This window comes from Brevundimonas sp. (assembly GCF_035935935.1).
Classification (GTDB): Bacteria; Pseudomonadota; Alphaproteobacteria; order Caulobacterales; family Caulobacteraceae; genus Brevundimonas.
Map to the genome: position 1 here is coordinate 144,423 of NZ_DASYWO010000011.1, position 26,635 is coordinate 171,057.

General features: G+C 70.0%; 30 protein-coding genes. 20 read left to right on the forward strand and 10 right to left on the reverse strand.

Annotated elements, in window-relative coordinates; genetic code table 11:
• The first annotated feature begins 2 nt into the window (after positions 1–2).
• A complete protein-coding gene (locus tag VGR32_RS12050) occupies positions 3–974 on the forward strand; it encodes a complex I NDUFA9 subunit family protein (protein WP_327450962.1) in 972 nt (323 codons plus the stop codon).
• Positions 975–978: 4 nt separating this feature from the next.
• Here VGR32_RS12050 and VGR32_RS12055 read toward each other — a convergent pair whose 3' ends face one another.
• Together VGR32_RS12055 and VGR32_RS12060 are read right to left on the reverse strand one after the other, a co-directional pair.
• A complete protein-coding gene (locus tag VGR32_RS12055) occupies positions 979–1,779 on the reverse strand; it encodes an undecaprenyl-diphosphate phosphatase (protein ID WP_327450964.1) in 801 nt (266 codons plus the stop codon).
• A 27-nt stretch (positions 1,780–1,806) separates the two neighbouring features.
• Positions 1,807–2,913 (reverse strand): citrate/2-methylcitrate synthase, encoded by a 1,107-nt coding sequence (locus VGR32_RS12060; RefSeq protein WP_327450966.1) that lies wholly within the window; start codon positions 2,911–2,913, stop codon positions 1,807–1,809.
• Positions 2,914–3,028: 115 nt separating this feature from the next.
• On the opposite strand from VGR32_RS12060, the gene VGR32_RS12065 reads away from it, so the two are divergent.
• From VGR32_RS12065 to queG, 3 genes are read left to right on the forward strand one after another with little or no spacing between them, the layout of a single operon-like run.
• Positions 3,029–3,592 (forward strand): hypothetical protein, encoded by a 564-nt coding sequence (locus VGR32_RS12065; RefSeq protein ID WP_327450968.1) that lies wholly within the window; start codon positions 3,029–3,031, stop codon positions 3,590–3,592.
• A gap of 36 nt (positions 3,593–3,628) precedes the next feature.
• Complete coding sequence (locus VGR32_RS12070; protein ID WP_327450970.1) at positions 3,629–4,306, forward strand: glutathione S-transferase family protein; 678 nt, start codon at positions 3,629–3,631, stop codon at positions 4,304–4,306.
• 25 nt (positions 4,307–4,331) lie between these two features.
• Positions 4,332–5,366 (forward strand): tRNA epoxyqueuosine(34) reductase QueG, encoded by a 1,035-nt coding sequence (queG, locus tag VGR32_RS12075; protein ID WP_327450972.1) that lies wholly within the window; start codon positions 4,332–4,334, stop codon positions 5,364–5,366.
• A gap of 3 nt (positions 5,367–5,369) precedes the next feature.
• On the opposite strand, the gene VGR32_RS12080 is transcribed toward queG, so the two are convergent.
• Both VGR32_RS12080 and VGR32_RS12085 read right to left on the reverse strand, forming a co-directional pair.
• Complete coding sequence (locus VGR32_RS12080; protein WP_327450974.1) at positions 5,370–5,915, reverse strand: FKBP-type peptidyl-prolyl cis-trans isomerase; 546 nt, start codon at positions 5,913–5,915, stop codon at positions 5,370–5,372.
• The gene (locus VGR32_RS12085) at positions 5,899–7,098 is read right to left on the reverse strand and encodes a threonine ammonia-lyase (RefSeq protein ID WP_327450975.1); all 1,200 of its coding nucleotides are present in this window, start codon (positions 7,096–7,098) and stop codon (positions 5,899–5,901) included. The genes VGR32_RS12080 and VGR32_RS12085 overlap by 17 nt, the downstream gene beginning before the upstream one ends.
• Positions 7,099–7,241: 143 nt before the next feature.
• Here VGR32_RS12085 and VGR32_RS12090 point away from each other — a divergent pair, with 143 nt between their 5' ends.
• The 3 genes from VGR32_RS12090 (at position 7,242) to VGR32_RS12100 (ending at position 8,598) form a co-directional block, all read left to right on the forward strand.
• Positions 7,242–7,766, forward strand: a complete 525-nt coding sequence (locus VGR32_RS12090) for a hypothetical protein (protein WP_327450976.1) — start codon at positions 7,242–7,244, stop codon at positions 7,764–7,766.
• A gap of 18 nt (positions 7,767–7,784) precedes the next feature.
• Positions 7,785–8,324 (forward strand): BA14K family protein, encoded by a 540-nt coding sequence (locus VGR32_RS12095; protein WP_327450977.1) that lies wholly within the window; start codon positions 7,785–7,787, stop codon positions 8,322–8,324.
• A gap of 79 nt (positions 8,325–8,403) precedes the next feature.
• Positions 8,404–8,598, forward strand: a complete 195-nt coding sequence (locus tag VGR32_RS12100) for a hypothetical protein (protein ID WP_327450979.1) — start codon at positions 8,404–8,406, stop codon at positions 8,596–8,598.
• Positions 8,599–8,605: 7 nt separating this feature from the next.
• On the opposite strand, the gene VGR32_RS12105 is transcribed toward VGR32_RS12100, so the two are convergent.
• From VGR32_RS12105 to rplU, 3 genes are all read right to left on the reverse strand, one after another.
• On the reverse strand, positions 8,606–9,139 hold the full coding sequence (locus tag VGR32_RS12105; RefSeq protein WP_327450981.1) for a GNAT family N-acetyltransferase: 534 nt from the start codon (positions 9,137–9,139) through the stop codon (positions 8,606–8,608).
• A gap of 167 nt (positions 9,140–9,306) precedes the next feature.
• Positions 9,307–9,597 (reverse strand): 50S ribosomal protein L27, encoded by a 291-nt coding sequence (gene rpmA, locus VGR32_RS12110; protein WP_327450982.1) that lies wholly within the window; start codon positions 9,595–9,597, stop codon positions 9,307–9,309.
• A 28-nt stretch (positions 9,598–9,625) separates the two neighbouring features.
• Positions 9,626–10,177 carry a 50S ribosomal protein L21 gene (gene rplU / locus VGR32_RS12115; RefSeq protein ID WP_327450984.1) on the reverse strand — a complete coding sequence of 184 codons (552 nt, stop codon included), beginning with the start codon at positions 10,175–10,177 and terminating at the stop codon, positions 9,626–9,628.
• Positions 10,178–10,353: 176 nt separating this feature from the next.
• On the opposite strand from rplU, the gene VGR32_RS12120 reads away from it, so the two are divergent.
• The 4 genes from VGR32_RS12120 to VGR32_RS12135 are packed head-to-tail and all read left to right on the forward strand — an operon-like array spanning position 10,354 to position 14,419.
• On the forward strand, positions 10,354–11,622 hold the full coding sequence (locus tag VGR32_RS12120) for a cyclopropane-fatty-acyl-phospholipid synthase family protein (protein WP_327450986.1): 1,269 nt from the start codon (positions 10,354–10,356) through the stop codon (positions 11,620–11,622).
• Positions 11,623–11,682: 60 nt separating this feature from the next.
• Positions 11,683–12,339, forward strand: a complete 657-nt coding sequence (locus VGR32_RS12125) for a hypothetical protein (protein ID WP_327450988.1) — start codon at positions 11,683–11,685, stop codon at positions 12,337–12,339.
• 9 nt (positions 12,340–12,348) lie between these two features.
• Positions 12,349–13,296: a cation diffusion facilitator family transporter gene (locus VGR32_RS12130; protein ID WP_327450989.1), complete on the forward strand. Its 948-nt coding sequence runs from the start codon at positions 12,349–12,351 to the stop codon at positions 13,294–13,296.
• A 40-nt stretch (positions 13,297–13,336) separates the two neighbouring features.
• Positions 13,337–14,419 carry a GTP-binding protein gene (locus VGR32_RS12135; protein WP_327450991.1) on the forward strand — a complete coding sequence of 361 codons (1,083 nt, stop codon included), beginning with the start codon at positions 13,337–13,339 and terminating at the stop codon, positions 14,417–14,419.
• Between the two features lie 3 nt (positions 14,420–14,422).
• Here the strand turns inward: VGR32_RS12135 and VGR32_RS12140 are convergent, their stop codons facing one another.
• Positions 14,423–14,794, reverse strand: a complete 372-nt coding sequence (locus VGR32_RS12140; RefSeq protein WP_327450993.1) for an ammonium transporter — start codon at positions 14,792–14,794, stop codon at positions 14,423–14,425.
• Positions 14,791–15,087: an autorepressor SdpR family transcription factor gene (locus tag VGR32_RS12145; protein WP_327450995.1), complete on the reverse strand. Its 297-nt coding sequence runs from the start codon at positions 15,085–15,087 to the stop codon at positions 14,791–14,793. Before VGR32_RS12145 ends, VGR32_RS12140 begins: the two co-directional genes overlap by 4 nt.
• Positions 15,088–15,211: 124 nt before the next feature.
• On the opposite strand from VGR32_RS12145, the gene VGR32_RS12150 reads away from it, so the two are divergent.
• From VGR32_RS12150 to VGR32_RS12170, 5 genes are all read left to right on the forward strand, one after another.
• Positions 15,212–15,922 (forward strand): hypothetical protein, encoded by a 711-nt coding sequence (locus VGR32_RS12150; protein WP_327450996.1) that lies wholly within the window; start codon positions 15,212–15,214, stop codon positions 15,920–15,922.
• Between the two features lie 40 nt (positions 15,923–15,962).
• Positions 15,963–16,928 (forward strand): WD40 repeat domain-containing protein, encoded by a 966-nt coding sequence (locus tag VGR32_RS12155; RefSeq protein ID WP_327450997.1) that lies wholly within the window; start codon positions 15,963–15,965, stop codon positions 16,926–16,928.
• Between the two features lie 30 nt (positions 16,929–16,958).
• Positions 16,959–17,651 (forward strand): monofunctional biosynthetic peptidoglycan transglycosylase, encoded by a 693-nt coding sequence (gene mtgA, locus VGR32_RS12160; protein WP_327450998.1) that lies wholly within the window; start codon positions 16,959–16,961, stop codon positions 17,649–17,651.
• 85 nt (positions 17,652–17,736) lie between these two features.
• Entirely contained in the window at positions 17,737–19,611 is a 1,875-nt protein-coding gene (locus VGR32_RS12165; protein ID WP_327451000.1) for a M2 family metallopeptidase, read from the forward strand.
• Positions 19,612–19,712: 101 nt separating this feature from the next.
• Positions 19,713–21,569: a ubiquitin-activating E1 FCCH domain-containing protein gene (locus VGR32_RS12170; protein ID WP_327451002.1), complete on the forward strand. Its 1,857-nt coding sequence runs from the start codon at positions 19,713–19,715 to the stop codon at positions 21,567–21,569.
• A 3-nt stretch (positions 21,570–21,572) separates the two neighbouring features.
• Here the strand turns inward: VGR32_RS12170 and VGR32_RS12175 are convergent, their stop codons facing one another.
• Positions 21,573–22,484: an isopenicillin N synthase family dioxygenase gene (locus tag VGR32_RS12175; protein ID WP_327451026.1), complete on the reverse strand. Its 912-nt coding sequence runs from the start codon at positions 22,482–22,484 to the stop codon at positions 21,573–21,575.
• 206 nt (positions 22,485–22,690) lie between these two features.
• On the opposite strand from VGR32_RS12175, the gene VGR32_RS12180 reads away from it, so the two are divergent.
• From VGR32_RS12180 to cysC, 4 genes are all read left to right on the forward strand, one after another.
• Positions 22,691–23,362 carry an OmpA family protein gene (locus VGR32_RS12180; protein WP_327451004.1) on the forward strand — a complete coding sequence of 224 codons (672 nt, stop codon included), beginning with the start codon at positions 22,691–22,693 and terminating at the stop codon, positions 23,360–23,362.
• 138 nt (positions 23,363–23,500) lie between these two features.
• Complete coding sequence (locus tag VGR32_RS12185; RefSeq protein ID WP_327451006.1) at positions 23,501–23,662, forward strand: hypothetical protein; 162 nt, start codon at positions 23,501–23,503, stop codon at positions 23,660–23,662.
• A 46-nt stretch (positions 23,663–23,708) separates the two neighbouring features.
• Positions 23,709–24,626, forward strand: coding sequence for a sulfate adenylyltransferase subunit CysD (cysD, locus tag VGR32_RS12190; RefSeq protein WP_327451008.1), 918 nt, complete (start codon positions 23,709–23,711; stop codon positions 24,624–24,626).
• Positions 24,626–26,452 carry an adenylyl-sulfate kinase gene (gene cysC / locus VGR32_RS12195; RefSeq protein ID WP_327451010.1) on the forward strand — a complete coding sequence of 609 codons (1,827 nt, stop codon included), beginning with the start codon at positions 24,626–24,628 and terminating at the stop codon, positions 26,450–26,452. The genes cysD and cysC overlap by 1 nt, the downstream gene beginning before the upstream one ends.
• Positions 26,453–26,635 lie beyond the last annotated feature (183 nt).

Sequence of the window (26,635 nt, forward strand, 5' to 3'; positions counted from 1 at the left end):
CCATGGTCGCGACCACGAAAGGTCTGGTCACCGTCTTCGGCGGTTCGGGCTTCGTCGGAACCCAGGCCGTCCGCGTGCTGGCCAGGCGCGGCTGGCGGGTGCGCGTGGCCGTGCGCAATCCCAATCTCGCGGTCGAACTGCGCCCCGCGGGCGACCCCGGCCAGATCCAGCTGGTGCGCTGCGACGTGTCCGACGCGGCGCAGGTGGCCGAGGCCTGCCGCGGCGCCCAAGCCGTCGTGAACCTGATCGGCGTCCTGTTCGAATCGGGCAAGCGCGGCTTCGACGCCATGCACGTCGACGCCGCGCGCCGCATCGCCGAGCAGGCCCGGGCCGCCGGCGTGGGCCGGTTCGTCCAGATGTCCGCCATCGGCGCCGACGCCGACGGCAAGTCGCAGTACGCCCGCACCAAAGCCGCTGGCGAGGCCGCGGTGCGCGACATCTTCCCCGACGCGGTCGTCCTGCGTCCGTCGGTGGTTTTCGGGCCCGGCGACGGCTTCCTGAACCGCTTCGCCGGCATGGCCAGCTACGCGCCGGCCCTGCCGCTGGTCGGCTTCGGCAAGACGAAGTTCCAGCCGGTCTACGTGGGCGACGTCGCCGAAGCCGTCGCCCGGTCGGTCGAGGACGCCTCCCTCGCGGGCCGCACCTTCGAACTGGGCGGGCCGGCGGTGCTGACCTTCGAGGAGGTGCTGCAGCTCGTGCTGCGCGAGACGGGCCGCCGCCGCCTGCTGGCGCCGCTGCCCTTCCCGGTCGCCCGCGCCATCGGTTCGGTGGCGCAGCTCAGCGCCTTCCTCGGCATTCCGCCGCTCCTGACCCGCGATCAGGTCCTGTCGCTGGAGACCGACAACGTCGTCGCCGAGGGGGCCGAGGGTCTCGCGGCGCTCGGCGTCCAGCCGACCGGCATGGAAGCGGTCGTGCCGTCCTACCTCTGGCGCTACCGCCGCGGCGGCCAGTTCGCGGAGAAGGCGACCTTCTGACCGCTCAGTAGAGCCAGATCGCCAGCAGACCCACGGTTCCCACGACGATCCGCCACATGGCGAACGGCGTGAAGCCATACTGTCCGACGAAGTTCACGAGGAACCGCACGACGGCCAGCCCGGCGACGAAGGCGGTCAGGAACCCGAGGCCGATCACCCAGCCGAAGCTGAAGTCCATCGTCTCGTACTCTTTGAGCAGCGCATAGGCGAAGGCGCCGACCATCGTGGGGATGGCGAGGAAGAAGCTGAACTCCGCGGCCGCCGGCTTCTCCAGCTTCAGCAGGATGGAGCCCGAGATGGTCGCGCCCGATCGCGACACGCCGGGCACCAGGGCCAGGCACTGGAACAGGCCGATCAGCAGCGACGTCTTCCACGTCAGCTTCATCGCGTCGAAATGCTGCGGCTGCGGGGCGAACCGTTCCACGGCCATCAGCAGGAAGCCGCCGACGATCAGCATGATGCAGATCACCTGCGGCGTCTCGAACAGGATGCGGGTGATGAAGTCGTACAGGAACACGCCCGCGACCAGCGACGGCAGGAAGGCGATCAGGACGCTGATGGCGAAATGCCGCGCCTCAGGCCGCGTCGGCAGGCCCATCAGCACCTTCCACAGCTTGGCGAAATAGACGCTGATCACCGCCAGAATGGCGCCCAGCTGGATCATCACCACGAAGGTGTTCCAGTTCCGGCCCTGCAGCCCCAGCGCCTCGCGCAGCAGCAGCAGGTGTCCGGTCGAAGACACCGGAATGAACTCGGTCAGCCCCTCGATCAGGCCGAGAAGGATCGCCGCCAGCCAGTCCGTCATGAAGCCCTCGATGTCCGGATGGCCGGGTCAGTTCGCGCCCGGCCGCGGTCCCACATAGCGCACCCGCGCCCGGATGGGCGAGCCCGAACGGCGCTGGTCCAGCGCATGGCCCAGAAGACCCGTCAGCCGTCCGATCAGCACCAGATCGACCGCCGCTTCCCGCGGCAGGTCCAGCGCCCGGGCGGTCAGCGCCAGCGCCAGCGGCAGGTCCGCGGCGCGGCCGGAGTCGTCTTCGACGCGTCGCCGGACGGCCTCGAGGTCGGCGGGCAGCGACAGGGCCGCCAGCAGGGACGGGCCGCGCGGATCGTCCGTCGAGGCGCCGTCGTCCAGCCGCGTCTGCGGGTCGCGGCGCGCCGCCACGACGAAGGCGGTGGCCGCCTGCGTGCGGCGCATGAGCTCCGCCGTCCCCAGCGTGGTCAGGCCGGCCAGCGCGGCGCCGGCCATGCAGGCTCCACCCGAAGCCGCCGTGCGCGTCGCCAGAATGGCCGCGCTCATGCGGCCGTCGGCGCAGAGGACCAGGGCGCGGCGCAGCAGATGCGCGTCCCGCTCCACCATCTTCCACCCGCGCGCCAGCCGCTGGTGGAAATGCGAGCGCGGTCCCGGGCCCGACGCCGCGTCCACCGCCTCGTTCAGGGCGACGGCGGCCTCCGCGACCATGGCGGCTGGATCGTCGCCGGCGCGCGGCCCGGCCTCCCCGGCGCGACGCGCCAGGGTGGCGAAGACCCTCGACCGGATCGTGCCGGCGGTGAACAGGTCGACCCGGGGCCTCAGCTCGGCGAAGGGCTGCAGGCCTTCCGCCCCCCACAGAAGGCGCGCGGTCTGTTCGAGCGTCGCGGTTTCGGCAAGCGTCACGACGTCATGGCCGCGATAGTGGGGACGACCGTCGGCCTCGGCGCCGAGGCTGGTCAGAAGCTCCGCCTCGCCGCGTGCGGCCGCCTTTTCGACGTGCGGCGCCGTCTCGCCGCGGATCAGGCGCTCGATGTCGCTGGAAGCGTACTGGCTGCGTCGCGGATCGGCGGGGTCGGGGCGGGCGGTGATGCGCCCTCGCGAGACGTAGGCGTACAGCGTCTGGGTCTTGACCCCCAGCCGCGCCAGCGCGTCAGCGCGACCGATCCATCCCGTTCCGCCGTCCATCCGGAGGCTCTCCGCATCCGCCGCCGCCCGGCATGACGGCGTTTGATGACGTTATCCCTAACACGGGCCGGAGCGGGGGCCTTGGAACGGGCGGTCAGGCCGCTACAACCGGCACATGACCTCCGATGCCGTTTCCGTCGAAAGCCATCCCCGCCTCCGGCCGCTCGTCGCCGTTCTGGCGATTCTGATCGCCGCGCTGCAAGCGTTCGCCCTCGCCGCGACCGGCTCGATCGCGGCGGCGGCGGCGCTGGTGGCGACGGCCCTGCACCTGGCCGGCTTCGTCAGCCTGCTGATTTCCCGCGAGCGGCCGGGTCAGGGCGGCGGCCGCGCCTTTCTCGCGGGCATGGCCATGGCCGGCGCGGGCCTGCTGGCCGCGGTCGCGGTCGCGCGCATCCTTTCGCCGCAGGCGATCACGGCCGGCGCCGCGGGGGCGCTTGCTCTGGTGGCGGCTTCGGCCCTGGCGCTCGCCGGAACCTCGGTCCCCGGCCTGCGACGCGGCGTGGGGTCCGAAGATCCGGAGGCCGCGGCCGATCCCTCCGTCCTGCTGGTGGCCGCCGTCGGTCTGAGCGGCGCCGCCTTCCTCGGATCGCCGGCGCTGGACGGCGCGGCGGCCCTGATCGTCGCCCTGTGGCTGGTGTGGGGCGGAATCGACGAGTTGCGGGCGGACCGGCCGCGGTAAACGCGCCCTTAACGGCCCCGTGTCATCGCTCGCCGGATGAGCGGCGTCCTGCACCACTTCGCCTTCGATCCCGCGTCCCGCGCCGCGCGGCTGGCGCTGGGCGAAGCGAAGGTCGCGTTCGAGGAAAATCCGGTTCGCCCCTGGGAGCCCGACTGCATTGTCGGGACGCTGAACCCGTCGGGCATGCCGCCGGTCTTCGTCACGCAGGAGCGCGAGCGGCCCCTGACGCTGTGCGAGCTGCCCGCCATCCTCGGCTGGATCGAGGACCAGTCCCCGGGCGCCCTGCTGCCGACCGATCCGGTCGAGCGGGCTGAGGCGCGCAGGTTGATCCAGTGGTTCGCCCGCCGCTTCAACGACGAGGTCGACGCCGTGCTGCTGCACGAGCGGCTGGAGAAGCCCCTCCTGCGCCTCGGCCCTCCGGAAGCCCGCGCCCTGCGCGAGGGACGAGAAAGTCTGAAGGCCCATCTGAGCCAACTGGAAGTCATGCTGGCCCAGCGCGACTGTCTGGCCGGTCGTCGCCTGACGCAGGCGGATCTCGTCGCCGCGGCGCACCTGTCGGTGCTGGATTTCTTCGGCGAGGTGTCCTGGTCGAACTGGCCGACGCTGAAGACCTGGTACATGCGGATCAAGTCCCGCCCTGCGTTCCGCCCGCTGCTGAGCGACCGCCTGGCCGGCCTTCAGGCCGCTCCGCATTACGCCGACCTCGACTTCTGACCCCCGCCGGGGGTACGGCCCGCGCATGGCCGACCTCCGCGCCTTCATCCGTGACCGCGCGACGGCGCTGGGCTTCGACGCCTGCCGCTTCGCCTCGGCGTCCGAGCCGTGGTCGGCCGGCGAGAGGCTGGCCCATTTCGTCGAGGCGGGGCGCCATGGCGAGATGGGGTGGATGGAAACGACGATCGAACGTCGCGCCCATCCCACGGCCATGTGGCCGGACGCGCGCACCGCGGTCGTGCTGGGTCTGAACTACGGCCCCGACGCCGACCCGCTGCCCGAGATGGCCGATGCCTCCGCGGGATACGTTTCCGTCTACGCCCGCGGCGACGACTATCACGAGGTCATCAAGGGCCGGCTCAAGACCCTGGCCGGCCAGATCGCCGCGCGGACCGGGCAGGAGGTGAAGGTCTTCGTCGACACCGCGCCCCTGATGGAAAAGCCCCTGGCCCAGCGCGCCGGCCTGGGATGGCAGGGCAAGCACACCAACCTGCTCAGCCGCGAGCACGGCAACTGGCTGTTCCTCGGCGTGATCCTGACGGCTGCGGAGATCGCGCCGGACGCGGCCGAGGCCGAGCATTGCGGCACCTGCACCGCCTGTCTCCACGCCTGCCCGACCCAGGCCTTTCCCGCGCCGTTTCAGCTCGACGCCCGTCGCTGCCTTTCCTACCTGACCGTCGAGTTCGCCGGCCCCTGGCCGGAGGAGTTCCGGCGCGCGACCGGCAGCCGGATCTACGGATGCGACGACTGCCTGGCGGTCTGTCCCTGGAACAAGTTCGCCAGGTCCGCCTCGGAGATGCGGCTGCGGCCACGGTCGGAGCTCGAGTCGCCGCGGATCGTAGACCTGCTCGCGCTGGACGACGCAGGCTTCCGCGCCCTGTTCGCGAAAAGCCCGGTGAAGCGCATCGGCCGGAACCGTTTTGTCCGCAACGTGCTGTACGCGGCCGGAAACAGCGGCGACTCCGCTCTGGTCGAGCCGGCGCGGGCCCTCCTGACGGACGTCGATCCGGTCGTGGCCGATGCGGCGGCGTGGGCGCTGGAAAGGCTTGCGGCCGACTGAGCCTCAGCCCGTCGCCACCGCGGCGGCCCGTTCGCCGCCCGGGGTTTCCGCCACGTCCAGCATGCGGATGCGGAACACCAGGACGGCATTGGCCGGAATGACCGGAGGGGCGCCGCGCTCGCCATAGCCCAGCGCCGGCGGGGCATAGACGATCCACTCGTCGCCCGGGCGCATCAGCTGCAGCGCCTCGGTCCACGCCGGGATGATGTTGCCGGCGGGCTGGCCCTCCGGCGTCGTCACGAACGGCAGGTCGCGATTGAAGCTGCTGTCGAACACCTCGCCGGTGGTCAGCGCCCCTTCGTAATGCACCCGGACGAGGTCGTTGCGGTCGGGCTGACGGCCGGAGTTCGGACCGCTTTGCAGCACCTTGTATTGCAGGCCCGACGGCAGGCTGACCACGCCTTCGGCCCGCGCGTTGGACTTCAGGAAGAACTCGGCGGCGCGCAGGGCTTCGGCGTCCCCGCCCGCCGCGTCCTCGGCGCCCGCGCCGCAGCCCGCCAGCGTCAGCGCCACCGCGGCCGCCGCAAGAACCTTACCGCCGAAGCGCATAGCCGTGCTCCATAAGGGAATCGCCGATCTCCTCGGCATGGGTCCCGTCGCGCGTTTCCACCAGGATGTCGAATTCCGCGCCCTTGGCCGGCACGTCCAGCGACAGCCGGTCGTGGACGATCTCGATGATGTTGCCGCCCATGTCGCCGATGACGCCCGCCATGCGGGACATCATCCCCGGACGGTCGTCGCCGATGATCCGGTAGGTGACCAGGCGGCGCTCGCGGACCAGTTCCCGGTTCAGCACCACGGCCAGCATGCGGGCGTCGATGTTGCCGCCTGTCAGTTCAAGGCCGACCTTGCGTCCCCGGAACATCTCCGGCCGCGCCAGCATGGCGGCCAGGGCGCCCCCGCCCGCGCCCTCGACCACGGTCTTTTCCAGCGTCGCGAGGAAGGCGACGGCGCGCTCGAAGTCGGCTTCCTCGCACACCACCACCTCGTCCACCAGGGGATCGGCGACCGCGAACGGCACCTCGCCCACGGCCTTGATGGCGATGCCTTCCGCGATCGTCTGGCCGCCGCAGACGGGCGGCAGGCCCGCCCGACGGGCGGTGAAGGACGGATACATGGCGGCCTCGACGCCGATCACGCGCAGGTCGGGCTTCAGCGTCTTGGCCGCCAGGGCCGATCCGGCGATCAGGCCGCCGCCGCCGATCGGGATCACCAGATCGTCCAGCAGCGGCGCGTCCTCCAGAAACTCCAGCCCGCACACGCCCTGACCCGCCACGATCCCGGCGTCGTCGAAGGCTGAGACGAAGATCATGCCCTGCTCGTCGCGCAGGCGGTGCGCCTCTTCCGTGGACCCCGAGAAGTCCAGCCCCTTGATGACCACCGTCGCTCCGTGACGCCGCGTGCCCTCGGTCTTCACGAAGGGCGTGCCCTCCGGCATCACGATGGTCACCGGCACGCCAAGACGCGCGCCGTGATACGCCAGCGCCTGCGCATGATTGCCGGCGCTGGCCGCGACCACGCCGCGCTTGCGCTCTTCGGGAGTCAGGAGCGACAGGCGATTGAGCGCGCCCCGCTCCTTGAAGCTGCCGGTCCAGTGCAGGTTGTCGAACTTCAGCCAGACCTCGGCGCCGGTCAGTTTCGACAGCTTTCGCGAATGCCGGACCGGCGTGCGGTCCACCTGTCCCGCGATGCGGTCGCGGGCGTCCAGAACGTCTTGAAAGGTGACCTGCATGGGCTCCCGCGGGCGCGTTTCCGCCGGGGTTCGTCCCCGGTCGTTCACCGCCTTTTGACGCGGGGGGGATCGCGCCGCAACCTTGACCTTGGGGATCGCGTTGGCACTGTGTCGGCAGTCCCCCGTCTGCCCGGAGTTCCGTCATGTCCCGTCGTTCGCCCGCCCTTCTTCTGCCGGCCGTGGCCGCGGCGGCGCTGGCGGCCGCCGCCTGCGCCCCGACGACGGGCAGCCCCGGCCTGCCCATACCGGTCGAGGACGGCGCCTTCGACGCCTCGGATTTCGCGTGGTCGACCCATTCCGGATCGGCCTCGATCGACGGGCGGATCGACTATCGGCCGGGCGGCGTCGCCTATCGCTGCTCCGGGTCGGTCGGCCTGGTGCCGGACACGCCCTACACCCGGGCGCGGTTTCGGGTCCTGTACGGCTCGACCGACCGCGCCGCCGTGCCGGAAGAGGTCGTGCGCGCCCGCAACGTGCCGGACCCGAACGCCGACTACCGCGCCTTCACGCGTTCCGACGCCTGTTCCGACAATCGCTTCGACTTCGCCGGCCTGCCCGACGGCAGCTGGTTCCTGATCGTCCCCGTGTCGGGCGCCGACGGCGGCCGCATGGTGCTGATGCGCCGCGTCGTGACCCGCGGCGGCCCCATCAGCGTGTCCCTCAACTAGATCTCCGGGAGTCCGTCCATGAAGCCGTTCGCCGCCGCCTTCGCCGCCGCCGGCTTCGTGATGGCGGCGGCCTCCGCTTCCGAGGCGCAAGTCATCGCCGGCTGGAACACCGCAGGGCAGTGGGACCGCGGCGGCGATTATCGCTGCGACGCCTACTGGGACGCGAACCGCACCGACTGCGACGCCGCCTGGCGCACGCCGCGCGGCGGAAGCCGTTACGACTACCGGGGGCAGGACCGGAACTACGGCTACGGCGACCGTTACGGCCAAGGCTACGACTACGGGCGTTCGTCCTATGGGTACGGCCACGGTCGCCATGACCGCTGGCGGGGCCAAGGTCACCAGTATGGTCACGGCTACAGCCATCAGGCCCCGGCCACGGCCTATCCCGCGGCCTATGGCCGTCCGGACCTCGTCTACGGGGGCTCGGGCCACGGCTATGGCCAAGGCGGCCGCGATCCGCGCCGCATCGACTGGTGCCTGCGCAACTATCGCTCCTACGATCCCTACAGCGGCTATTACCGGGCGTACTCCGGCCGTCTGGTCTGGTGCGGCTGAAGTCTAACCGCGTTCGCCATCTTTCGGCCTTCCGCACCCGGTCCATGGACGCTTCAGGACCAGTCGTGGGAGCGCGTTCATGTCCCAGCACAACATCGTCGGCTCGGAAGCCTTCCAGAAGCGACCGCAGGTCTATCTGCGCTCGGTGAAGTCCGGCGGCGTGCGGCGCGTGCGCGCGCGCACCGCCCTGGCGTTCGGGCTGGGCGTGGCCGTCACCGTGATCGGCGGCGTCGTGGCCGCCGCCGCCGTCTTCATGCCGGCCATGGGCGGCTGATCCGGCGTCAGGCCAGCCAGACCATCCGGCGCGTGTCGGTCCACTCGCCGCGCGCCTTTGAGAAGCCCCGCCGCACCTCGCCGGTGTAGAGGAATCCCGCCTTTTCCAGCACGCGGCCGGACGCCGGATTGTCGGTGAAGTGGCCGGCCGTCAGGGCGCGCCGCTTCCACGCCTTCTTCGCCCACACCAAGGCGCCTTCCAGCGCCTCGGTCGCCAGACCCCGCCCCCAGAACGGACGTCCGATCCAGTAGCCGACCTCGGGCGCGGGATCGGCGTCTTCGAACAGGCCGATCACGCCGATCGGGCCGGCTTCTTCGTGATCGATGACGAAGGTCGCGGCCCGTCGGGGGTCCTGCGCCTGCACCGCGCCGACGAAGGCCAGTCCGTCGGCGACCTGGTAGGGGTGCGGCATGCGCAGCGTCATCTTCGCCACGTCATAGTCGGACGCCAGCTCGGACAGGCGGGCGGCGTCGCGCGCCTCGGGCGCCCGCAGGGCCAGCCGCCGCGTCTCGATGACGGGAGTCTTTTCGATCACGCACATGGTCGCCTCGGTCGATCTGCCGTCCCCTTGGGTTCAGGGCTCGGACGGCGAGAGGCGGGGAAACGAAAACGGGGAGCCCGGTGATCCGGACTCCCCGCGGAATATTTCCCTGGTCCGGATCGGGGCCTTTTCGGCCTGCGCGATCCGGAAACCTGTTTCGGGATCGCTTACTCGGCGGCCAGTTTCTCGGCCTGCAGGTCGTTGGCCGGAGCGGCCACCGACACGTAACAACGGCCGCCACGCTTGGTGGTGAACGTCACGGCGCCGTCGGTCAGGGCGAACAGGGTGTGATCGCGGCCCATGCCGACGTTCGACCCCGGGTGCCACTTGGTCCCGCGCTGACGAATGATGATGTTGCCCGGCACGACGCGCTCGCCGCCGAACTTCTTCACGCCGAGGCGCTTCGACTCGGAGTCGCGACCGTTGCGCGACGAACCGCCGGATTTCTTGTGAGCCATGGTGGTGCTCCCTTACTCGTCTTCAGTCTTACGCTTCGTCGGTCGAGGCGGCGGTTTCGGTCGTCTTCGGCGCGGCCTTCTTCGCCGGGGCCTTCTTGGCGGCGGCCGGCTTTTCGGCGGCGGCCTCGGCCTTCGGCGCGGCGGCCTTCGGAGCCTTGGCCGGCTTGGCTTCGGTCGTCTCGACGCGCGGAGCCAGGCCGCGGGCGCGGGCGTTCATCTCGGCCTTGGTCATCAGCGAGGTCTCGCCGTCCCACTTGGCCTTTTCGCCGGCGCCTTCGATGCCGGTGATGCGCAGCACCGATTCCATCTGGCGATGGCCCTTGGTGCGACGATAGCCCTGGCGGCGGATCTTCTTGAAGATCTTGACCTTCTCGCCCTTGCGGGTTTCCACCAGCGTCGCGCCGACGAAGGCGCCGTCGATCAGCGGAGCGCCAAGGGTCACGCCCTTGTCGCCGCCCAGCATCAGGACTTCGCCGAACTTCACGTCCGAACCGGCGTCGCCGTCGAGCTTCTCGACCACGATCACGTCGCCCGGTTGAACCCGGTACTGCTTGCCGCCGGTCTTGATCACCGCGTACATCTTGGAGCCTCAGCGTAACGCAAAAATGTTTGCGCCCGCCGGGGGACCCCCGCGGGCGAAGAGCGGCGACATATGCGGACCGCCCCTCTTGAGTCAAGGCGAAACGGGCCGCAGGACGTCCGACGCGGCCGATTTTTGGGCCCGCAGCTTCAGGTCGGGCAGGGGGCCGCCGACGAATGACCGCAGTGTCCGCCGCCCGCAAGGTCATCGCCCGCATGGGCGCCGCGCTGGACGCCGACCTTTCGGTGCGCCTGTGGGACGGCAGCGTGCAGCCGCTGATCCCGGGGGCGCGCGACGATCTGCTGATCGTGATCGCCGGCCCCGACGTGCTCAAGCGCTTCCTGCTGAAGCCCGGCGCCGAGACGGCGTTCCGCCTGATCGCCGAGGGCCGGCTGCGGGTCGAAGGCGGCTCGCCGCTGGAAGCGCTGGACCGGATCGATCACGGCCGCCTCGTGCATCTGCGCAGGTCCCTGAATGTGAACGCGCTGCTGGCGGACGCATGGCCTCTGCTGTTCGTGCCGTCGCGACCCGGCGAATCGGCCCCGTCGGCCGATCCGGCCGCCGGCAGGGGCCGCGACCGCGACGGCCGCGCCGACGCCGACTTCATCCGCTTCCACTACGACGTCGGCAACGATTTCTACGCCCTGTTCCTCGACCCGGAGCACGTCTACTCCAGCGCCGCCTTCGCGCCCGAGGCCGACGAGCTGGACGCCGCCCAGATCCGCAAGCTCGACCGCATCTGCCGCAAGCTGAACCTGAAGCCCGGCGACCGCCTGCTGGACGTGGGCTGCGGCTGGGGCGCCCTGGCCATCCATGCCGCGACGCGCTTCGGCGCCTTCGTCCACGGCGTCACCCTGTCGCCTGCACAACTGGCGTTCGCGCAAGGCCGCGTCGCCGCGCTCGGCCTGACGGACCGGATCACGCTCGAGCTCAAGGACTACCGCGACCTGGCGGAGCAGTATGACGCCGTCAGCCAGATCGAGATGTTCGAACACCTCGGCTTCCGCAATCACGACCTTCATTTCAAGACCGTGCACCGGCTGCTGAAGTCCGGCGGCCTTTATCTGCATCAGGCGTCGATCCGTCGCGGCGGCGTGCGGCCCGGCCGGCCCGGACGCCCCGCCCGCGCCATCACCCGCTTCATCTTCCCCGGCGGAGAGCTGGACACCTTGGCCATGACCGTGGACGGCCTGGCCCGCCACAGGTTCGAGGTGCTGGACGTCGAGACCCTGCGTCCCTCCTTCGAGCGCACGCTGCGTGAATGGTCGCGGCGTCTCCATGCGAACCGCGCCGAGGCCGAACGCCTGATCGGCGCCCCGCGCGTGCAGCTGTGGCTGGCCTACTTCGCCCTGTTCGCGCGCGGCTTCGAACGGGGCGTGGTCAGCGTGCATCAAACCCTCGCCCGGCGGCACAGGCCGGGGCGCCACGGGCCGATCTTCCGGTGACCGCACAAAAAGTGCGGGAGCCCTCTCGCGCGTTACAAAGTAACACTATATAGCCGGGCCATGGTCGACGCCGCCGCCCAGCCCCTGCTGCTTTCCCTGCTGGCCAGCGGCTTCGGCGTGGCCTTCCTGCACGCCGTGCTTCCCACCCACTGGCTGCCCTTCGTTCTGGTGGGCCGGGCCCAGCGCTGGAACGCCAGCATGACCATCGCCGCCGTGGTCGCCGCGGGTCTTGCGCACATCGCCTCGACGGCCGTGGTCGGCGGCTTGATCGCCATGGCCGGTCTGGCGCTCGAGGGCTGGGTCGCGGGCCTGCTGCCCTGGTTGTCCGCCGCCCTGCTGTTCGCCTTCGGTCTGTTCTATCTGGTCCGCGCGGCGATCCGCCGGCCCGTGCTGGCGGGCGGGCCGCAGGTTCACGCGCCCGAGCCCGGCGTGTCGGATCGCACGGCCTTCCTCGGCCTGGTCGCCATGATGGCGATTTCTCCCGGCGAGGTGCTGCTGCCCTTCTACCTGTCGTCGGCCGAGCAGGGTCTCGGCGCCCTGACCGCCCTGACGGTCGCGTTCGCCGCGGGCACCGTTCTGGGCATGAGCCTGTTCACCGTGCTGGCCCGCGCCGGCGCCTCGATCCTGCGGCTGGAGCGCTGGGCCCGGTTCGAGGGCGCCGTGCTGGGCGTCGCCCTGATCGCGGTCGGCCTTCTCGTGGCGACCCGCGTCCACTAAGGCTTGGCCATGGCTCACGACGCCGCCCATTCCCATGAACACGGGCATGACCATCACGGTCATGGGCACGATCACGGTCACGGCCATCACCACCATGGTCCCGTGGACACGGGCGACTGGCGCTATGCGCTGGGCCTGATCGTCAACCTGGCCTTCGTGGTGGTGGAATTCACGGCGGGCTTCCTTTCCAACTCCACCGCTCTGATGGCCGACGCGGGGCACAACCTGTCCGACGTGCTGGGCCTGGCCATGGCGGGCGGCGCGGCCTGGCTGGCGCGCCGGACGGGGTCTCCGGACAAAACCTACGGCTACGGCAAGGCCACCGTCCTGGCCGCCCTTGGGAACGCCCTGCTGCTGATCTTCGCGTGCGGCGCCATTGCGGTGGAGGCCGTGCGCCGCTTCGCCGAGCCCGCTCCGGTGGAATCGACCACCGTCATGATCGTCGCCGGCGTCGGCATCGTCATCAACTTCGGCACGGCCCTGCTGTTCATGAACCAGCAGCACGACCTGAACGCGCGCGGCGCCTATCTGCACATGATGGCCGACGCCGCCGTGTCGCTCGGCGTCGTGGTCGCAGGCGGCCTGATCCTTCTGACCGGCATGGCCGCGATCGACCCGCTGGTCAGCCTGATCATCGTCGCGGTCATCCTGTGGGGCACCTGGGGGCTGCTGAAGGACTCGGTGAACCTCGCGCTCGACGCCGCCCCGCGCGGAAAGGACGTCGCCGCCATCCGGGCGGCCCTGTCCGGCCTGCCCGGCGTCGCGGCCGTCCATGACCTGCACGTCTGGGGCCTGTCGACGACGAAGACGGCTTTGACCGCGCACCTCGTCCACGACGCGGTCGACCCGGCGGCCCTGCTGACGAGCGCCCGCACACTCGCGCGCGACCGCTTCGGCATCGACCATGTCACCCTGCAGCTGGAGCCGGGCGCCGCGCTGGACTGCGACGGCTGCTGACGCCCTTTCGCGCCGCTGCCGCGCGCCCTAGATGACCGCCATGGAAAAGACCCCTGTCACCGTCCTCACCGGCTATCTCGGCGCCGGCAAGACCACGCTTCTGAACCGCATCCTCACCGAGGATCACGGCAAGCGCTACGCCGTCATCGTCAACGAGTTCGGCGAGATCGGCATCGACAACGACCTGGTGGTCGGCGCCGACGAGGACGTGTTCGAGATGAACAACGGTTGCGTCTGCTGCACCGTGCGTGGCGACCTGATACGCGTCGTCTCCGGCCTGATGAAGCGCCAGCGTCCGGGCAAGCCGGCGTTCGACGCCATCATCGTGGAGACGACCGGCCTCGCCGACCCCGGCCCCGTCGCCCAGACCTTCTTCGTCGACGAGGAGGTGAAGGCCAAGACCGTGCTCGACAGCGTCACGGCCCTGGTCGACGCCAAGCACGTCATGGCCCGGCTGGACGACTCGAAGGAGGCGCGCGAGCAGGTCGCCTTCGCCGACCAGATCATCCTCAACAAGACCGACCTCGTCACGGACGACGAGCTCACCGTCGTCGAGGCCCGACTGCGCGGTTTGAACCCGCTGGCCCCCATCCTCCACGCCCGGCGCGCCGACGTGCCGCTGGATCAGGTGCTGGGCCGCCACGGCTTTGACCTGGAGCGCATCAATGAGGTGCGGCCCGAGTTCCTCAACCCGCCCCACGGCGCCGACGGCCACGTTCACGACGAGCACTGCGGGCACGATCACCACCACCACGACCACGCCCACGCCCACGCCCACGCCCACGACGACTCGCACGACCACGGCCCGCGCGGCCACGCGCATGAGGACGACATCAAGGGCATCGCCCTGTCGCTGGATCGCCCCATGGACGGCCAGCGGTTCACCCAGTGGCTGGACCGGCTGCTGGGCGAGCAGGGCCAGAACATCCTTCGCGCCAAGGGCATCATCGACGTGAAGGGCGAGGATCGCCGTCTGGTGTTTCAGGCCGTGCACATGATCCTGGAGGGCGACCTGCAGAAGCCGTGGGGCGAGGCCGAGCGACGCTGGTCGCGCGCCGTCTTCATCGGACGGGACCTCGACGAGGCGGCGCTGAAGGCCGGTTTCGAGGCCTGCGCGGCCTGAGCGTCAGACCGCCGCCCGCTGTCTCAGCGACAGGCACCAGCCGAACGTCACGGCGATCCCAAGCAACACCGCGGCGCAGCCCACCATGACCGCCACATCCAGCGGCGCGAAGGCGAAGGCTCCGGCGTAGATCAGGCCGCTGATCGCCAGCGACCAGCCGCCGACCCGTTTCGCCGAGCGCGCCCGGTCGCCGGGCACGAAGGCCTTGGGCATGCGGTTGCCGAACCAGGCGATCATCAGCCCGGTCGCGACCAGAACGAGCCGGGTGGTCATGTCGGCGTCGATCATCCCCCGGCTTCGTGCCCAGCTGGCGATCAGCGCCAGCGCCACGATGCCGCCGCCCCACATCAGGGCTCCGATCAGATCCTTGTTCATTTCGCAGGCTCCTCTTTGGCGGCCGACGCTGCGACGCCGCCCTCGAACGAATTGACGAAGCCCAGCAGCGCGTCTTCCAGCACCGACAGCTTCAGGTGATAGATCACGGACTTCCCGGCCTTCTCCGCGTGGACCAGGTCGGCCTCCTTCAACACGGCGAAGTGCGCCGACATGGTCGGCTTCGACACATCGAACCGGTCGCTGATCTCCCCCGCGCTCATCGATCCCGCGCGCAACAGCTGCAGCACGCGGCGGCGGGTCGGATCGGACAGGGCCTTGAACACCGAACTCATGATTTGATGTTTAGCCAATCATCGAAATGAGTCAACAGGGCCTGACGGCTTCTGACGCAGGCTTTCCCCGCCACAATCGCGCCCGCATTGGCCGCCCAGCTTCCGCCCGGGAGGACTCAACCGCATGAAACGCCTTGCTCTGATCGCCCTGGCTGCGAGCCTGCTGGCCGCCTGTTCGACCTACACCACGCCCGGCGCCGGCGTGCCGCTCGGGTCCATCGTCGGCACGGACGTGGCCGAGGCCATGGCGCGCGAGCCCGCGGCCGTCTTCCCCTCGCGCATGGCCGTCGTCCGCGTCGCCGCGCCGGGCTACCAGAGCTATTCCAACTCGGCCGTCGGCGCGGGCGCCTTCAGCGTCGTCACCACGCGCGACATCGAGACGGACGAGAATTTCGAGCGTCTGGGCCGCATGCCGCAGATCGCTGCCGTGGCGCCCGTCAGCCGTCTGCTGGTCCCCGCGACCCTCAACAACGTCGCCGACCTGCGCGCCTCGGCCGCCCAGCTGCGCGCGGACGTCATCCTGATCTACACCATCGACACCCGCTTCCGGACCGAGAGCGCCGAACTGGGTCCGCTGCAGACCATCGCCCTCGGCTTCCTGCCGTCCAGGAAGGCGATCGTCACCGCGACCTGCGCCTTCATGATCGTCGACGTGCGGACGGGCTTCATCTACGGCACCGGCGAGACCACGGCGATGCAGGACCAGCGCACCAACGTCTGGGGCACCGAGAACGCCATCGAGGCGGCGCGGCTCCGCGCCGAGCGCCAGGCCTTCGAGGACGGTCTCGGCGAGATCGAGAAACTCTGGGCCTCGGTCGTCCGCGAGCACGGGTGAGGCGGTCGACGCCTTCTTCACGGCGCCCTAAACCGCGCCCATGCAGCTGACCTTCGACGCCCAGCCCACCGCCGCCCTGTTCGATCGCACCGGCGCGGTCTTCGCCCTGGGCGACGGGTCGATCCGGTTCGAGGGCGGGGAGCGGACCGACGCCCATGACGGCGCCGTGCTGTGCGCGGCCGTGCACCCCTCGGGCGACGGGATCGTCACCGGCGGCGACGACGGCAAGGTCGTGTGGACACGCCGCGACGAGGCGGTCGTCCTCGCAGACGCGAGCGGCAAGTGGATCGACGCCATCGACGCCTCAGCCGACAGCGGCCTGATCGCCTTCTCCCATGGCCGCGCCCTGTCGGTGATCGACGCGAAGGACCCGGCCTTCCGCCGCGAATTCCAGCACGAGCGAACGGTGTCGGGCGTGGCCTTCGAGCCGAAGGGCCGACGCATCGCCTGTTCCACCTACGGCGGGGCCGCCCTGTGGTTCGCGCGGATCGCCGACCAGAAGCCCACCATGATGAAATGGGCCGGATCGCACACCGCGGTCGGCTGGTCGCCCGACGGCGCCTTCGTCGTCACCGCCATGCAGGACGCCCAGTTGCACGGCTGGCGCGTGAAGGATCAGCGCAACCTGCGCATGGGCGGTTATCCGTCCAAGGTGCGGTCCTTCGCATTCCTGTCCAACGGCCGCCTGATGGCGACGTCCGGGGCGCAGGGCGCCGTGCTGTGGCCCTTCGTCGGGGCCGACGGTCCGATGGGCAAGGAGGCGACGGAGATCGGCTTCGATCAGAATGCGCTCGTGGCCCTGGTCGCCGCCCGCCCGGGCAAGGGCGTCCTCGCCGCCGGCCTGAACGACGGCCGCGTCTGGACCGCGGACCCGGCGGCGCAGGGCCTCAACTTCGTCCGCGCAGACAAGGCCGCGCCCGTCGCCGCCCTGTCGCTGAGCCCCGACGCCACGCGGGTGGCCTGGGCGGACCAGGACGGTCAGGCCGGCGTGAACGAGATCGCTTGATCCTCGGCGCAGCCTGACCATCATGGCCACATGAGCGCGCCCCGTCGCCCCGGCTGCCTCGGCGCCGTCGGCCTCCTCATTCTGGTTCTGGTGCTGCTGCCCGTCGGCGGCGTGGCGATCCACGGCCTCGTGCCGCCGTTGACGACCTTCCTCATGGTTGAGCAGGGCCTGAAGGGGCAGGGGGCCGACTATCGCTGGCGTGGCCTGAACGACATATCGCCACGTCTGGTCGAGGCCGTCATCGCGGCTGAGGACGCCACCTTCTGCAGCCATCGCGGCTTCGACATGAAGGCGATCGAGAAGGCGCTGGAGTCCAACGCCCGGGGCCGGCGCGTGCGCGGCGGCTCGACCATCAGCCAGCAGACGGCCAAGAACGTCTTCCTCTGGTCCGGCCGCAACTGGCTGCGAAAGGGGATGGAGGCCGGTTACACCGTCCTGATCGAGGCCTTCTGGTCCAAGCGGCGCATCGTCGAGGTCTATCTGAACGTCGCCGAATGGGCGCCCGGCGTCTACGGCGCCGAGGCGGCGTCGCAGAAGTGGTTCGGCAAGTCGGCGGCCGACCTGAGCCCGCGCGAGGCGGCGCGTCTCGCGGCGATCCTGCCCAGTCCACGACGGTATCAGGCGGCGTCGCCCGGCCCCTACGTCCGGCGCCGGGCGTCGCGCATCCAGGCCGCGATGGGAACGGTGCGCAGCGACGGTCTGGCGGGGTGCGTGCTCGACTGATCCGCGGTCTTGACGACGCGACGCGGCGGGCGTCCCCTGCGCGCCGAAACGACGCGGGACAGCCGCGCGCCCCGGGAGACGACCAGTGAAACGCACGCTTCTGAACTCCGCCGCCCTGATCGCATCGGGCGCCCTGCTGGCCGGCTGCGCCGCCATGAGCATGGACCGTCCGACGACGACCACCGGCGCGGCGCCCGCGGCCTCCGCCTCGGCGGCCACCCAGTGGCCCGTGACGGCCCAGGGCGCCGCCGACTTCGTGGCCGACGCCGAGAAGCGTCTGGCGGAGCTCAGCGAGTTCGTCTCCCGCACCCAGTGGACCCGCGCGACCTACATCACCTACGACACCATGTGGCTGGAGAGCCGCGCCAACGCCCAGTACACCGAGCTTCAGGTGGCGCTGGCCAACGAGGCGGCGAAATTCACGAACGTCTCGGGCCTGGCCCCCGACGTGGCGCGCAAGCTGGACCTGCTTCGCCTCGGCATCGTCCTGCCGGCCCCGAACCGGCCGGGCGCCGCCGGTCAGCTGTCGGACATCACCACCCGGCTGGACTCCACCTACGCCACCGGCAAGTTCGACTATCAGGGCAAGCAGATCACGCTGGACGAGGCGTCGATCCTGATGGCCGAAAGTCGCGACCCGGCCCAGACCAAGGCCCTGTATGAGGGCTGGCGCACCGTCTCGCCGCAGATGAAGGACGACTACGCCAACATGGTCACGATCGCCAACGAGGGCGCGCGCGACCTGGGCTACGCCGACGTCGGCGCCCTGTGGCGCTCTGGCTACGACATGGAGGCCGACGCCTTCGCCGCCGAGACGGACCGTCTCTGGAACCAGGTGAAGCCCTTCTACGAGAACCTGCACTGCTACGTTCGATCGCGCCTGCACGAAAAATACGGCGACGCCGTCCAGCCTGACGCGGGCCCGATCCGCGCCGACCTGCTCGGCAACATGTGGTCGCAGCAGTGGGGCAACATCTACGACGTCGTCGCGCCGAAGTCGGGCGGTCAGGCCGGCTACGACATGACGGAGCTCCTGAAGGCCAAGGGCTACGACGCGGAGAAGATGGTCCGCACGGGCGAAGGCTTCTACACTTCGCTCGGCCTGGCGCCCCTGCCGCAGTCGTTCTGGGAACGCAGCCAGATCACCCGGCCGGAAGGCCGCGAGGTGGTCTGTCACGCCTCGGCCTGGGACCTCGACAACCTTGAAGACGTGCGCATCAAGATGTGCACCCAGGTGAACGCCGACGACTTCTACACGGTCCACCACGAGCTGGGGCACAACGTCTATCAGCGCGCCTACAAGGACCAGCCGTTCCTGTTCAAGAACGGGGCGAACGACGGCTTCCACGAAGCCATCGGCGACTTCGTCGGCCTGTCCGCGCTCACGCCGACCTATCTGAACCAGATTGGCCTCCTGGACCGCGTCCCGGGCGAGGAGGGCGACATCCCCTTCCTGCTGCAGATGGCGCTGGACAAGATCGCCTTCCTGCCCTTCGGCCTGATGGTCGACCGCTGGCGCTGGGACGTCTTCTCCGGCGAGACCAGCCCGGCGGAATACAACGACGCCTGGACGGCCAACATGCTGAAGTATCAGGGCTTGACGCCTCCGGGGCCGCGGCCGGCGGACGCCTTCGACCCGGGCGCCAAATACCACATTCCCGGCAACACGCCGTACACGCGTTACTTCCTGGCCCACATCTACCAGTTCCAGTTCCACCGCGCGGCCTGCAAGCAGGCGGGCTGGACCGGGCCGCTGCACCGGTGCTCGATCTACGGGAACAAGGAGGTCGGCGCCCGCTTCAACGCCATGATGGAGATGGGCCAGAGCCGCCCGTGGCAGGAGGCGATGTTCGCCTTCACCGGCGAGCGCGGCAACGACGCCTCGGCCGTGGCGGACTACTTCGCGCCGCTGAACACCTGGCTGACGGAGCAGAACCGCGGCAAGTCCTGCGGCTGGTAGGCGTTAACCCTCGGCGTTGGTCGAAGCCTTAACCGCGACCGGCGATCTTTCAGCCCGATGACGGTGGGCGATCCGCGCCCGCGCGTCAGGGGCGCGCGCTCGTGGACAAGATCTGGATCCGGCTCAACCACTTCGTGCGGCGCATGGCCGCCGACGCGCGCGGCAACGCGGCCATGCTGTTCGGCCTGGCGCTGCCGGGCCTGATCCTGATGACGCTGGGGGGGGTGGACATTCACCGCGCCTCGACCGTGCGCATCAACCTGCAGGACGCGCTGGACGCCGCCGCCCTGGCCGCGGCCCGCAGCACCTACACCGCCGACGCCGACATCCAGCGGGTGGGCATGGCCGCCTTGCGGGCCAACCTCGCCGCCTATCCGCAGGTCACCCTCCTGACCGCCGGCACGACGTTCCGGCTCAGCGAGGAAAAGATCGTCGTCGCGGACGCCCGCGCCAACGTGAAGACGCTGGTCGCCAACATCTTCCTGCCGCCGTACGGCCAGTTCATGGACGACTACCTGCCGGTGGGCGCCCATTCGGAGGTCAACCGCTCGGCCCGCAACGTCGAGGTGGCCATGGTGCTGGACACCACCGGCTCCATGGCCGGACAGCGCATCATCGACCTTCGCGCCGCGGCCAAGGAGCTGGTCGACATCGTGGTGCAGGACCAGCAGTCGCCCTGGTACTCCAAGGTCGCGGTCATCCCCTATTCCATGGCCGTGAACGTCGATTCCTATGCCGGGTCCGCGCGTGGGGACATCCGCGGCTCCACAAACGTCACCAACGCCAGCTGGACCACCGGCGCCACCAAGGACATCAGCGGCGCCAGCAAGTCGCGCCCCGTGGTCATCACGTCCAACGGCCACGGGTTCCAGAACGGCGACGTGGTCTGGATCACCGGCGTCAGCGGCATGACCCAGCTGAACAAGAAGGCCTTCGTCGTCACCAATCGGTCCGACAACACCTTCGAGCTGTATCGGAACGGCAGCCGCGTCGACGGGCGCGAGTACAACTCGTACTCCAGCGGCGGCAAGATCCAGAAGTGCCAGACCAGCGACTGTTCGGTGGTCATCACCTCGGCCAACCACGGCCTGGCGAACAACGACTACGTTTACTTCACCGACGTCGGGGGCATGACGGAGCTCAACGGCGAGACCTTCCTCGTCGGCAACGTGACGACGAACACGTTCACCATCGACATGCAGGCCTCATCCACCCTCGATCTCTACACCTCGGGCGGCAAGGCGTGGTGCGCCCAGGAAGGCTGCACCTACTTCGCGTTCGAGAACGTCTACGACGATCTGGTCACCCAGAAGATCTCGACCTGTGTGACGGAACGCACCGGGTCCAACGCCTGGACCGACGCGTCTCCGACCCTGCATAAGGTGGGGCGCAACTACCCGAACTCTTCGAACCCCTGCCTGACCAACACCCTGCGGCCGCTCTCCAGCAACAAGTCCGCGATCAAGACGGACATCGACGCCCTGACGGCGTCCGGCTCGACCGGCGGCCACATCGGCGTGGCCTGGGGCTGGTACACGCTGTCGCCCAACTTCAGCGGCCTGTTCGGCTCGTCCGCGGGTGGGGCCTACGATGCGACGCGCACCCTGAAGGCCGCGGTCATCATGACCGACGGCGAATACAACAGCGGGTACTGCAAGGGCGTCATCGCCCGGAACTCGACGTCCGGCTCGGGCTCTACCAGCTATCACATCAACTGCGACTCCCCGAACGGCCACCCGTTCGACCAGACGCTGGCGCTGTGCGCGGCGATGAAGCAGGCCGGGATCATCGTCTACACGGTCGGCTTCCAGGTCGTGGACGACGAGCGGGCGCGGACCATGGTCAACGACTGCGCCACCTCCAGCCGCCACGTGCACATGGCCAACTCGGGCACGGCGCTGACGGAGGCGTTCGCCGCCATCGGACGCGACATCACCCGCCTTCGGATCTCGAAATAGGCCTCAGAGCAGCCGGATCTCGCGCAGGCGTTCGGCCAGATAGTCGTCGGCGGTGATCGCCTTGCCAGCGTAGCGGTCCGGATCGTCCGCGGTGATTGTGGACGGCAGCGTCTCGATCCGGAAGTCCGGGTTGAAGTGCAGGAAGAAGGGCGTCGAGTAGCGCGCGAAGCCGCGGCGCTCCGGCGCCGGATTGACCACCCGGTGCGTCGTCGACGGCAGCCGGTGGTTCGTCAGCCGCTGAAGCATGTCGCCGATGTTGACCACCAGCGCGCCCGGCGGCGGCGCGACGTCCAGCCAGCTGCCGTCCTTCTCCTTCAGCTGCAAGCCCGCCTCCTCGGCGCCCAGCAGCAGGGTGATCACGTTGATGTCCTCGTGCGCGCCCGCTCGCACGCCCGGCGCGTCCGCCGGCACGGGCGGGTAGTGAAGCAGCCGCAGCACGCTGTTGCCCAGCTGGACCTTGTCGTCGAAGTAGTCGTCGGCCAGCCCCAGATGCCGCGCGATCGCCCTCAGCAGCTTGCGCCCCAGCGCGTCCAGCGCCTGATACATGCCGTAAACGTGCTCGCGGAAGCCCGCGACCTCGGTCGGCCACAGGTTCTGCGGCATGGTCGCGGTGTAGGCATGGCCGTCGGGCAACTCGCGGCCCGTGTGCCAGAACTCCTTCAGGTCCGCCGCCTTGGCGTCCTTGGCCGCCTCGATGCCGAAGGGCGTCAGACCGCGCGCGCCGCCGGTTCCGGGGCGGTGATACCGGCGCTTCACGTCTTCGGGCAGGGCGAAGAAGGCCTTCGCGTCGGCCACCGCCGCGTCGATCAGGGCCGCATCCAGCCCGTGATCCGACACCACGGCGAAGCCGTAGCGCTCGAACGAGGCGCCCAGATCATGGGCGAACCGGTCGAAGTCCGCGTCGTAGCCGGTCATGGAGACGGGGCGGATGCCGGGGGCGGGAGAGGCTGTGTCGGGCACGGACGCGATCCTGCGTTGTCGATCGCCGACCGCCATACGCCCCTCTCGGCGTACCCGCAAACGGGCTCGGCGTGACCGTTCATCCCCGGTACAGCGGAACCGTCACCATAAGGGGACGTTCTGCGGCGGTATCCGCATCACCTCAGGAAAGGCGTTCTCCCATGCGCTCCAAACTCCTCGTCGCCGGCGTCTGCGTCGCCTCGCTCGCCGCCGCGGCCTGCACGACCACCGATCCGTACAGCTCCACCCCGAACCGCAACAACACCGGCACGGGCGCCATCGTCGGCGCCGTCGGGGGCGCACTGGTCGGTTACCTGACCAACACCTCCAACAGCGAACAGGGCCGCAAGAACGCCCTGATCGGCGCCGGCGTCGGCGCCCTGGCCGGCGCGGCCGTCGGCCAGTACATGGACCGTCAGGAACAGGCCATGCGCGAGCAGCTCTCCGGCACCGGCGTCGGCGTGGTCCGTCAGGGTGACGTGCTTGTCCTGCGCATGCCGTCGGACGTCACCTTCGGCTCGAACCAGGACGCCGTGAACCGCAGCTTCTACGCCGTGCTCGACGACGTCGCCGGGGTGCTGCAGCAGTACGACCGCTCGACCATCGACATCATCGGCCACGCCGACTCCGACGGCGCCGACGCCTACAACCTCGACCTGTCGCAGCGTCGGGCCTCGAACGTCGCGCGCTATCTGATCGACCGCGGCGTCCTCCCGGCGCGGATGTATGTCGAAGGCCGCGGCGAGAGCCAGCCGATCGCCTCCAACGCCACGGCCGACGGCAAGGCCCAGAACCGCCGCGTCGAGATCATGATCCGTCCCTTCACGGGCTGATCGACGACTGACGCACGATCGAACCGGCCGGAGCCCGCTCCGGCCGGTTTCTGGTCGATCGCCGTGATGTCACGCTTGCGGCCGGACGCCGGCCATGCTGTCTGCACCTGACGGGCGTGGAGTCGGGGGCTTTTTCGCGTGAACGGGGACGACCGGGGCTGGATCGAAGGCGCAAGGCTGACGCTTGTCGCCGTCGTCAGCGCCGTCGTTGCCGCGACCTTGGTCATCCAGATCGGGTCCGCCGTCCGGAACGACGCGACCGTCCGGGCCGAACCCCGGATCATCCTGACCTCGCACTGAGCCGCCGCCCCTTGTGGCGCACGACGCGGGATGCCACGCAGGGCGAATGACGACGCCCGCACGCGGTCTGTCGCCCCTGTTGCGGGCGCTGGAGGCCGAAAGCCTGCACATCCTGCGCGAGACGGCGGCGGAGTGCGCACGTCCCGTGCTGCTCTACTCGATCGGCAAGGACTCCGCCGTTCTGTTGCATCTGGCCAGAAAGGCCTTCGGGCCGGGACCTCTGCCGTTTCCCCTGCTGCACGTCGACACGACCTGGAAGTTCCGGGACATGTATGCGCTGCGCGACCGTGTGGCCGCCGATCCCGACCTGCGCCTGATCGTCCACCGGAATCCCGAGGCCGAGGCGCGAGGCGTCAACCCCTTCGATCACGGCTCCTCGACGCACACCGACCTGTGGAAGACCCAGGGCCTGAAGCAGGCGCTGGACGCGGGCGGCTTCGACGCCGCGTTCGGCGGCGCCCGGCGCGACGAGGACGCCAGCCGCGCCAAGGAGCGCGTCTTCTCCGTGCGCAGCCCGGGCCATGGCTGGGATCCGCGCCGCCAGCGGCCGGAGCTGTGGGATCTCTACAATGCGCGGCTGAAGCCCGGAGAGACCTTGCGCGTCTTCCCCCTGTCCAACTGGACCGAGGCGGACGTCTGGGACTACGTCGTCGCCGAAAACATCCCGGTGGTGCCGCTCTACCTCGCCGCGGAACGGCCGACGGTCGTCAGGGAGGGCAAGCTTCTGATGATCGACGACGACCGCATGCGCCTGCTGCCGGGCGAGACCCCGGTCATGCGCCGCATCCGCTTCCGCACCCTCGGGTGCTGGCCCCTGACCGCCGCGGTCGAGAGCGACGCCGACACGCTTGAGGCCGTGGCCGCCGAGGCGCGCGCCGCCCGGACCTCCGAACGCGCCGGACGCCTGATCGACAGCGACCGGCCCGGATCGATGGAGCGGAAGAAACAGGAGGGCTATTTCTGATGGCCCGCGCGCCCGGGGATCGCCTCCGCGTCCTGACCTGCGGTTCCGTCGACGACGGCAAGTCCACCCTGATGGGACGGCTGATGCACGACGTCGGTGCTGTGCCCGAAGACGTCGCCGCCGCCGCCGCCCGTCCCGACGGCGCCCTCGATTTCGCCGCTCTGGTGGACGGGCTCATGGCGGAGAAGGAGCAGGGCATAACCATCGACGTGGCGCACCGCTACGTCTCCACGTCCCGTCGCGAGTTGCACCTGATCGACGCGCCGGGGCACGAACAGTACACGCGCAACATGGTCACCGGGGCCAGCCAGGCCGACGTGGCCCTGGTGCTGATCGACGCGGTGCGCGGCACGACCGCCCAGACCCGCCGCCACGCCCTCATCGCGGCCCTGACGCGCGTGCCGACGGTCATTTTCGTGGTGACCAAGATGGACGCCATGGGTTGGGACCGGCAGCGCTTCGACGAGCTGGCCGGGGAGGCCGCCGCCTTCGCGTCGGCGCTCGAGCTTCCGGCGATGCAGATCTTGCCGGTGTCCGGCGTGACGGGCGAGAACGTCGCGCGATCGGCCGGCGCGGACTGGGTCGAGGGTGGGACCCTGCTGGACCGGCTGGAAGCGGTCGGGAGCGAAGCCGCTGCGGACGTTCCCTTCCGCATGCCCGTGCAGTGGGTTCGACGCGACGGCGTCGACAGGGCCTACGTCGGCAAGGTCGCGGCCGGGCGGGTTCAGGCGGGCGACGTCCTCCGCGTCCAGCCGTCGGGTCGTACGGCGACCGTCGTCGAGGTGGCCGGCCCTGACGGCCCTGAGCGCGTCGGCCAGGCCGGACTGACCTGTTCCCTCACCCTCGACCGGGCCGTCGACGTGGCGCGCGGCGATGTGCTGACCGCCGCGGACGCTCCGCTGGAGGTCGCCGATCAGTTCGAGATCGATCTGGTGTGGATGGGCGACGACCCGCTGCTGCCGGGCCGCGTCTACGATCTCAAGATCGGCGCCCGGACGGTGGCGGCTCAGGTCACGGAAATCCGTCGCCGCGTGTCGGTCGAGGACTTGGCGCCGCTGGCGGCCCGCACGCTGGAACTCAACGACGTCGGGGTCTGCAATCTTTCGCTGGGCGCGGAGATCGCCTTCGCGCCCTATGCCGAGGACCGGACGCTGGGCGGCTTCATTCTGATCGACCGGGCGACGCTCGACACCGTCGGCGCCGGGATGATCCGGTTCGCGCTGCGTCGGGCGCACAACGTCCATCGTCAGGCGCTGACCGTCGATGCCACGGCGCGCGCGGCCGCCAAGGGCCAGAAGCCGACCGTGCTCTGGTTCACGGGGCTGTCCGGCGCCGGAAAGTCGACGATCGCGGACGCGGTCGAGCGGCGGCTGCACGACATGGGCCGCCACACCTATCTGATCGACGGCGACAACCTGCGGCATGGCTTGACGCGCGATCTCGGGTTCACCGACGCGGACCGGGTCGAGAACATCCGCCGCGCGGCCGAGACGGCCCGCCTGATGGCCGACGCCGGCCTCATCGTGCTGGTGTCGCTGATCTCGCCCTTCGCCGCGGAACGCCGCATGGCGCGCGACCTGATGGGCGACGGCCGCTTCGTCGAGGTGTTCGTGGACGTGCCCCTGGCGGTGGCCGAGGCCCGCGACGTCAAGGGCCTGTATCGCAAGGCGCGGGCGGGCCAGCTGGCCAACTTCACCGGCATCGACAGCCCTTATGAACGTCCCGAGGCGCCGGAAGTGCACCTGCGCGCCGATGCGGTGTCGGCGGAAGACGCGGCGGAGCGGGTCGTTAAGGTCCTGCTTCAGCGGGGTCGGCTTCAGGCCTGACCCAGGCCGCCGCCATGCCACCCGCGGCTCAACGTCGGCAACCAAAGCGAAGGGCCCGCCGGAGTGATCCGGCGGGCCCCTGCATTCGGTCTTTCGACTTGGCTTCTGTGCTTGCGCTTAGAAGTTGATGTCGATGGTGGCGCGACGGTTCAGCGGCTCGCGGACGCCGTCGGCGGTCGGACG

Coding starts and splice junctions, on each gene's coding strand:
- VGR32_RS12120 (WP_327450986.1), top strand. CDS start 10,354: ATGACCGCAGTGTCCGCCGCCCGCAAGGTCATCGCCCGCATGGGCGCC.
- rplU (WP_327450984.1), bottom strand. CDS start 10,177: ATGTACGCGGTGATCAAGACCGGCGGCAAGCAGTACCGGGTTCAACCG.
- VGR32_RS12135 (WP_327450991.1), top strand. CDS start 13,337: ATGGAAAAGACCCCTGTCACCGTCCTCACCGGCTATCTCGGCGCCGGC.
- VGR32_RS12065 (WP_327450968.1), top strand. CDS start 3,029: ATGACCTCCGATGCCGTTTCCGTCGAAAGCCATCCCCGCCTCCGGCCG.
- VGR32_RS12150 (WP_327450996.1), top strand. CDS start 15,212: ATGAAACGCCTTGCTCTGATCGCCCTGGCTGCGAGCCTGCTGGCCGCC.
- VGR32_RS12155 (WP_327450997.1), top strand. CDS start 15,963: ATGCAGCTGACCTTCGACGCCCAGCCCACCGCCGCCCTGTTCGATCGC.
- mtgA (WP_327450998.1), top strand. CDS start 16,959: ATGAGCGCGCCCCGTCGCCCCGGCTGCCTCGGCGCCGTCGGCCTCCTC.
- VGR32_RS12175 (WP_327451026.1), bottom strand. CDS start 22,484: ATGACCGGCTACGACGCGGACTTCGACCGGTTCGCCCATGATCTGGGC.
- VGR32_RS12180 (WP_327451004.1), top strand. CDS start 22,691: ATGCGCTCCAAACTCCTCGTCGCCGGCGTCTGCGTCGCCTCGCTCGCC.
- VGR32_RS12145 (WP_327450995.1), bottom strand. CDS start 15,087: ATGAGTTCGGTGTTCAAGGCCCTGTCCGATCCGACCCGCCGCCGCGTG.
- VGR32_RS12080 (WP_327450974.1), bottom strand. CDS start 5,915: ATGCGCTTCGGCGGTAAGGTTCTTGCGGCGGCCGCGGTGGCGCTGACG.
- VGR32_RS12095 (WP_327450977.1), top strand. CDS start 7,785: ATGAAGCCGTTCGCCGCCGCCTTCGCCGCCGCCGGCTTCGTGATGGCG.
- VGR32_RS12100 (WP_327450979.1), top strand. CDS start 8,404: ATGTCCCAGCACAACATCGTCGGCTCGGAAGCCTTCCAGAAGCGACCG.
- queG (WP_327450972.1), top strand. CDS start 4,332: ATGGCCGACCTCCGCGCCTTCATCCGTGACCGCGCGACGGCGCTGGGC.
- VGR32_RS12050 (WP_327450962.1), top strand. CDS start 3: ATGGTCGCGACCACGAAAGGTCTGGTCACCGTCTTCGGCGGTTCGGGC.
- cysD (WP_327451008.1), top strand. CDS start 23,709: ATGACGACGCCCGCACGCGGTCTGTCGCCCCTGTTGCGGGCGCTGGAG.
- VGR32_RS12090 (WP_327450976.1), top strand. CDS start 7,242: ATGTCCCGTCGTTCGCCCGCCCTTCTTCTGCCGGCCGTGGCCGCGGCG.
- VGR32_RS12140 (WP_327450993.1), bottom strand. CDS start 14,794: ATGAACAAGGATCTGATCGGAGCCCTGATGTGGGGCGGCGGCATCGTG.
- VGR32_RS12085 (WP_327450975.1), bottom strand. CDS start 7,098: ATGCAGGTCACCTTTCAAGACGTTCTGGACGCCCGCGACCGCATCGCG.
- VGR32_RS12060 (WP_327450966.1), bottom strand. CDS start 2,913: ATGGACGGCGGAACGGGATGGATCGGTCGCGCTGACGCGCTGGCGCGG.
- VGR32_RS12105 (WP_327450981.1), bottom strand. CDS start 9,139: ATGTGCGTGATCGAAAAGACTCCCGTCATCGAGACGCGGCGGCTGGCC.
- VGR32_RS12055 (WP_327450964.1), bottom strand. CDS start 1,779: ATGACGGACTGGCTGGCGGCGATCCTTCTCGGCCTGATCGAGGGGCTG.
- VGR32_RS12130 (WP_327450989.1), top strand. CDS start 12,349: ATGGCTCACGACGCCGCCCATTCCCATGAACACGGGCATGACCATCAC.
- VGR32_RS12125 (WP_327450988.1), top strand. CDS start 11,683: ATGGTCGACGCCGCCGCCCAGCCCCTGCTGCTTTCCCTGCTGGCCAGC.
- VGR32_RS12070 (WP_327450970.1), top strand. CDS start 3,629: ATGAGCGGCGTCCTGCACCACTTCGCCTTCGATCCCGCGTCCCGCGCC.
- rpmA (WP_327450982.1), bottom strand. CDS start 9,597: ATGGCTCACAAGAAATCCGGCGGTTCGTCGCGCAACGGTCGCGACTCC.
- cysC (WP_327451010.1), top strand. CDS start 24,626: ATGGCCCGCGCGCCCGGGGATCGCCTCCGCGTCCTGACCTGCGGTTCC.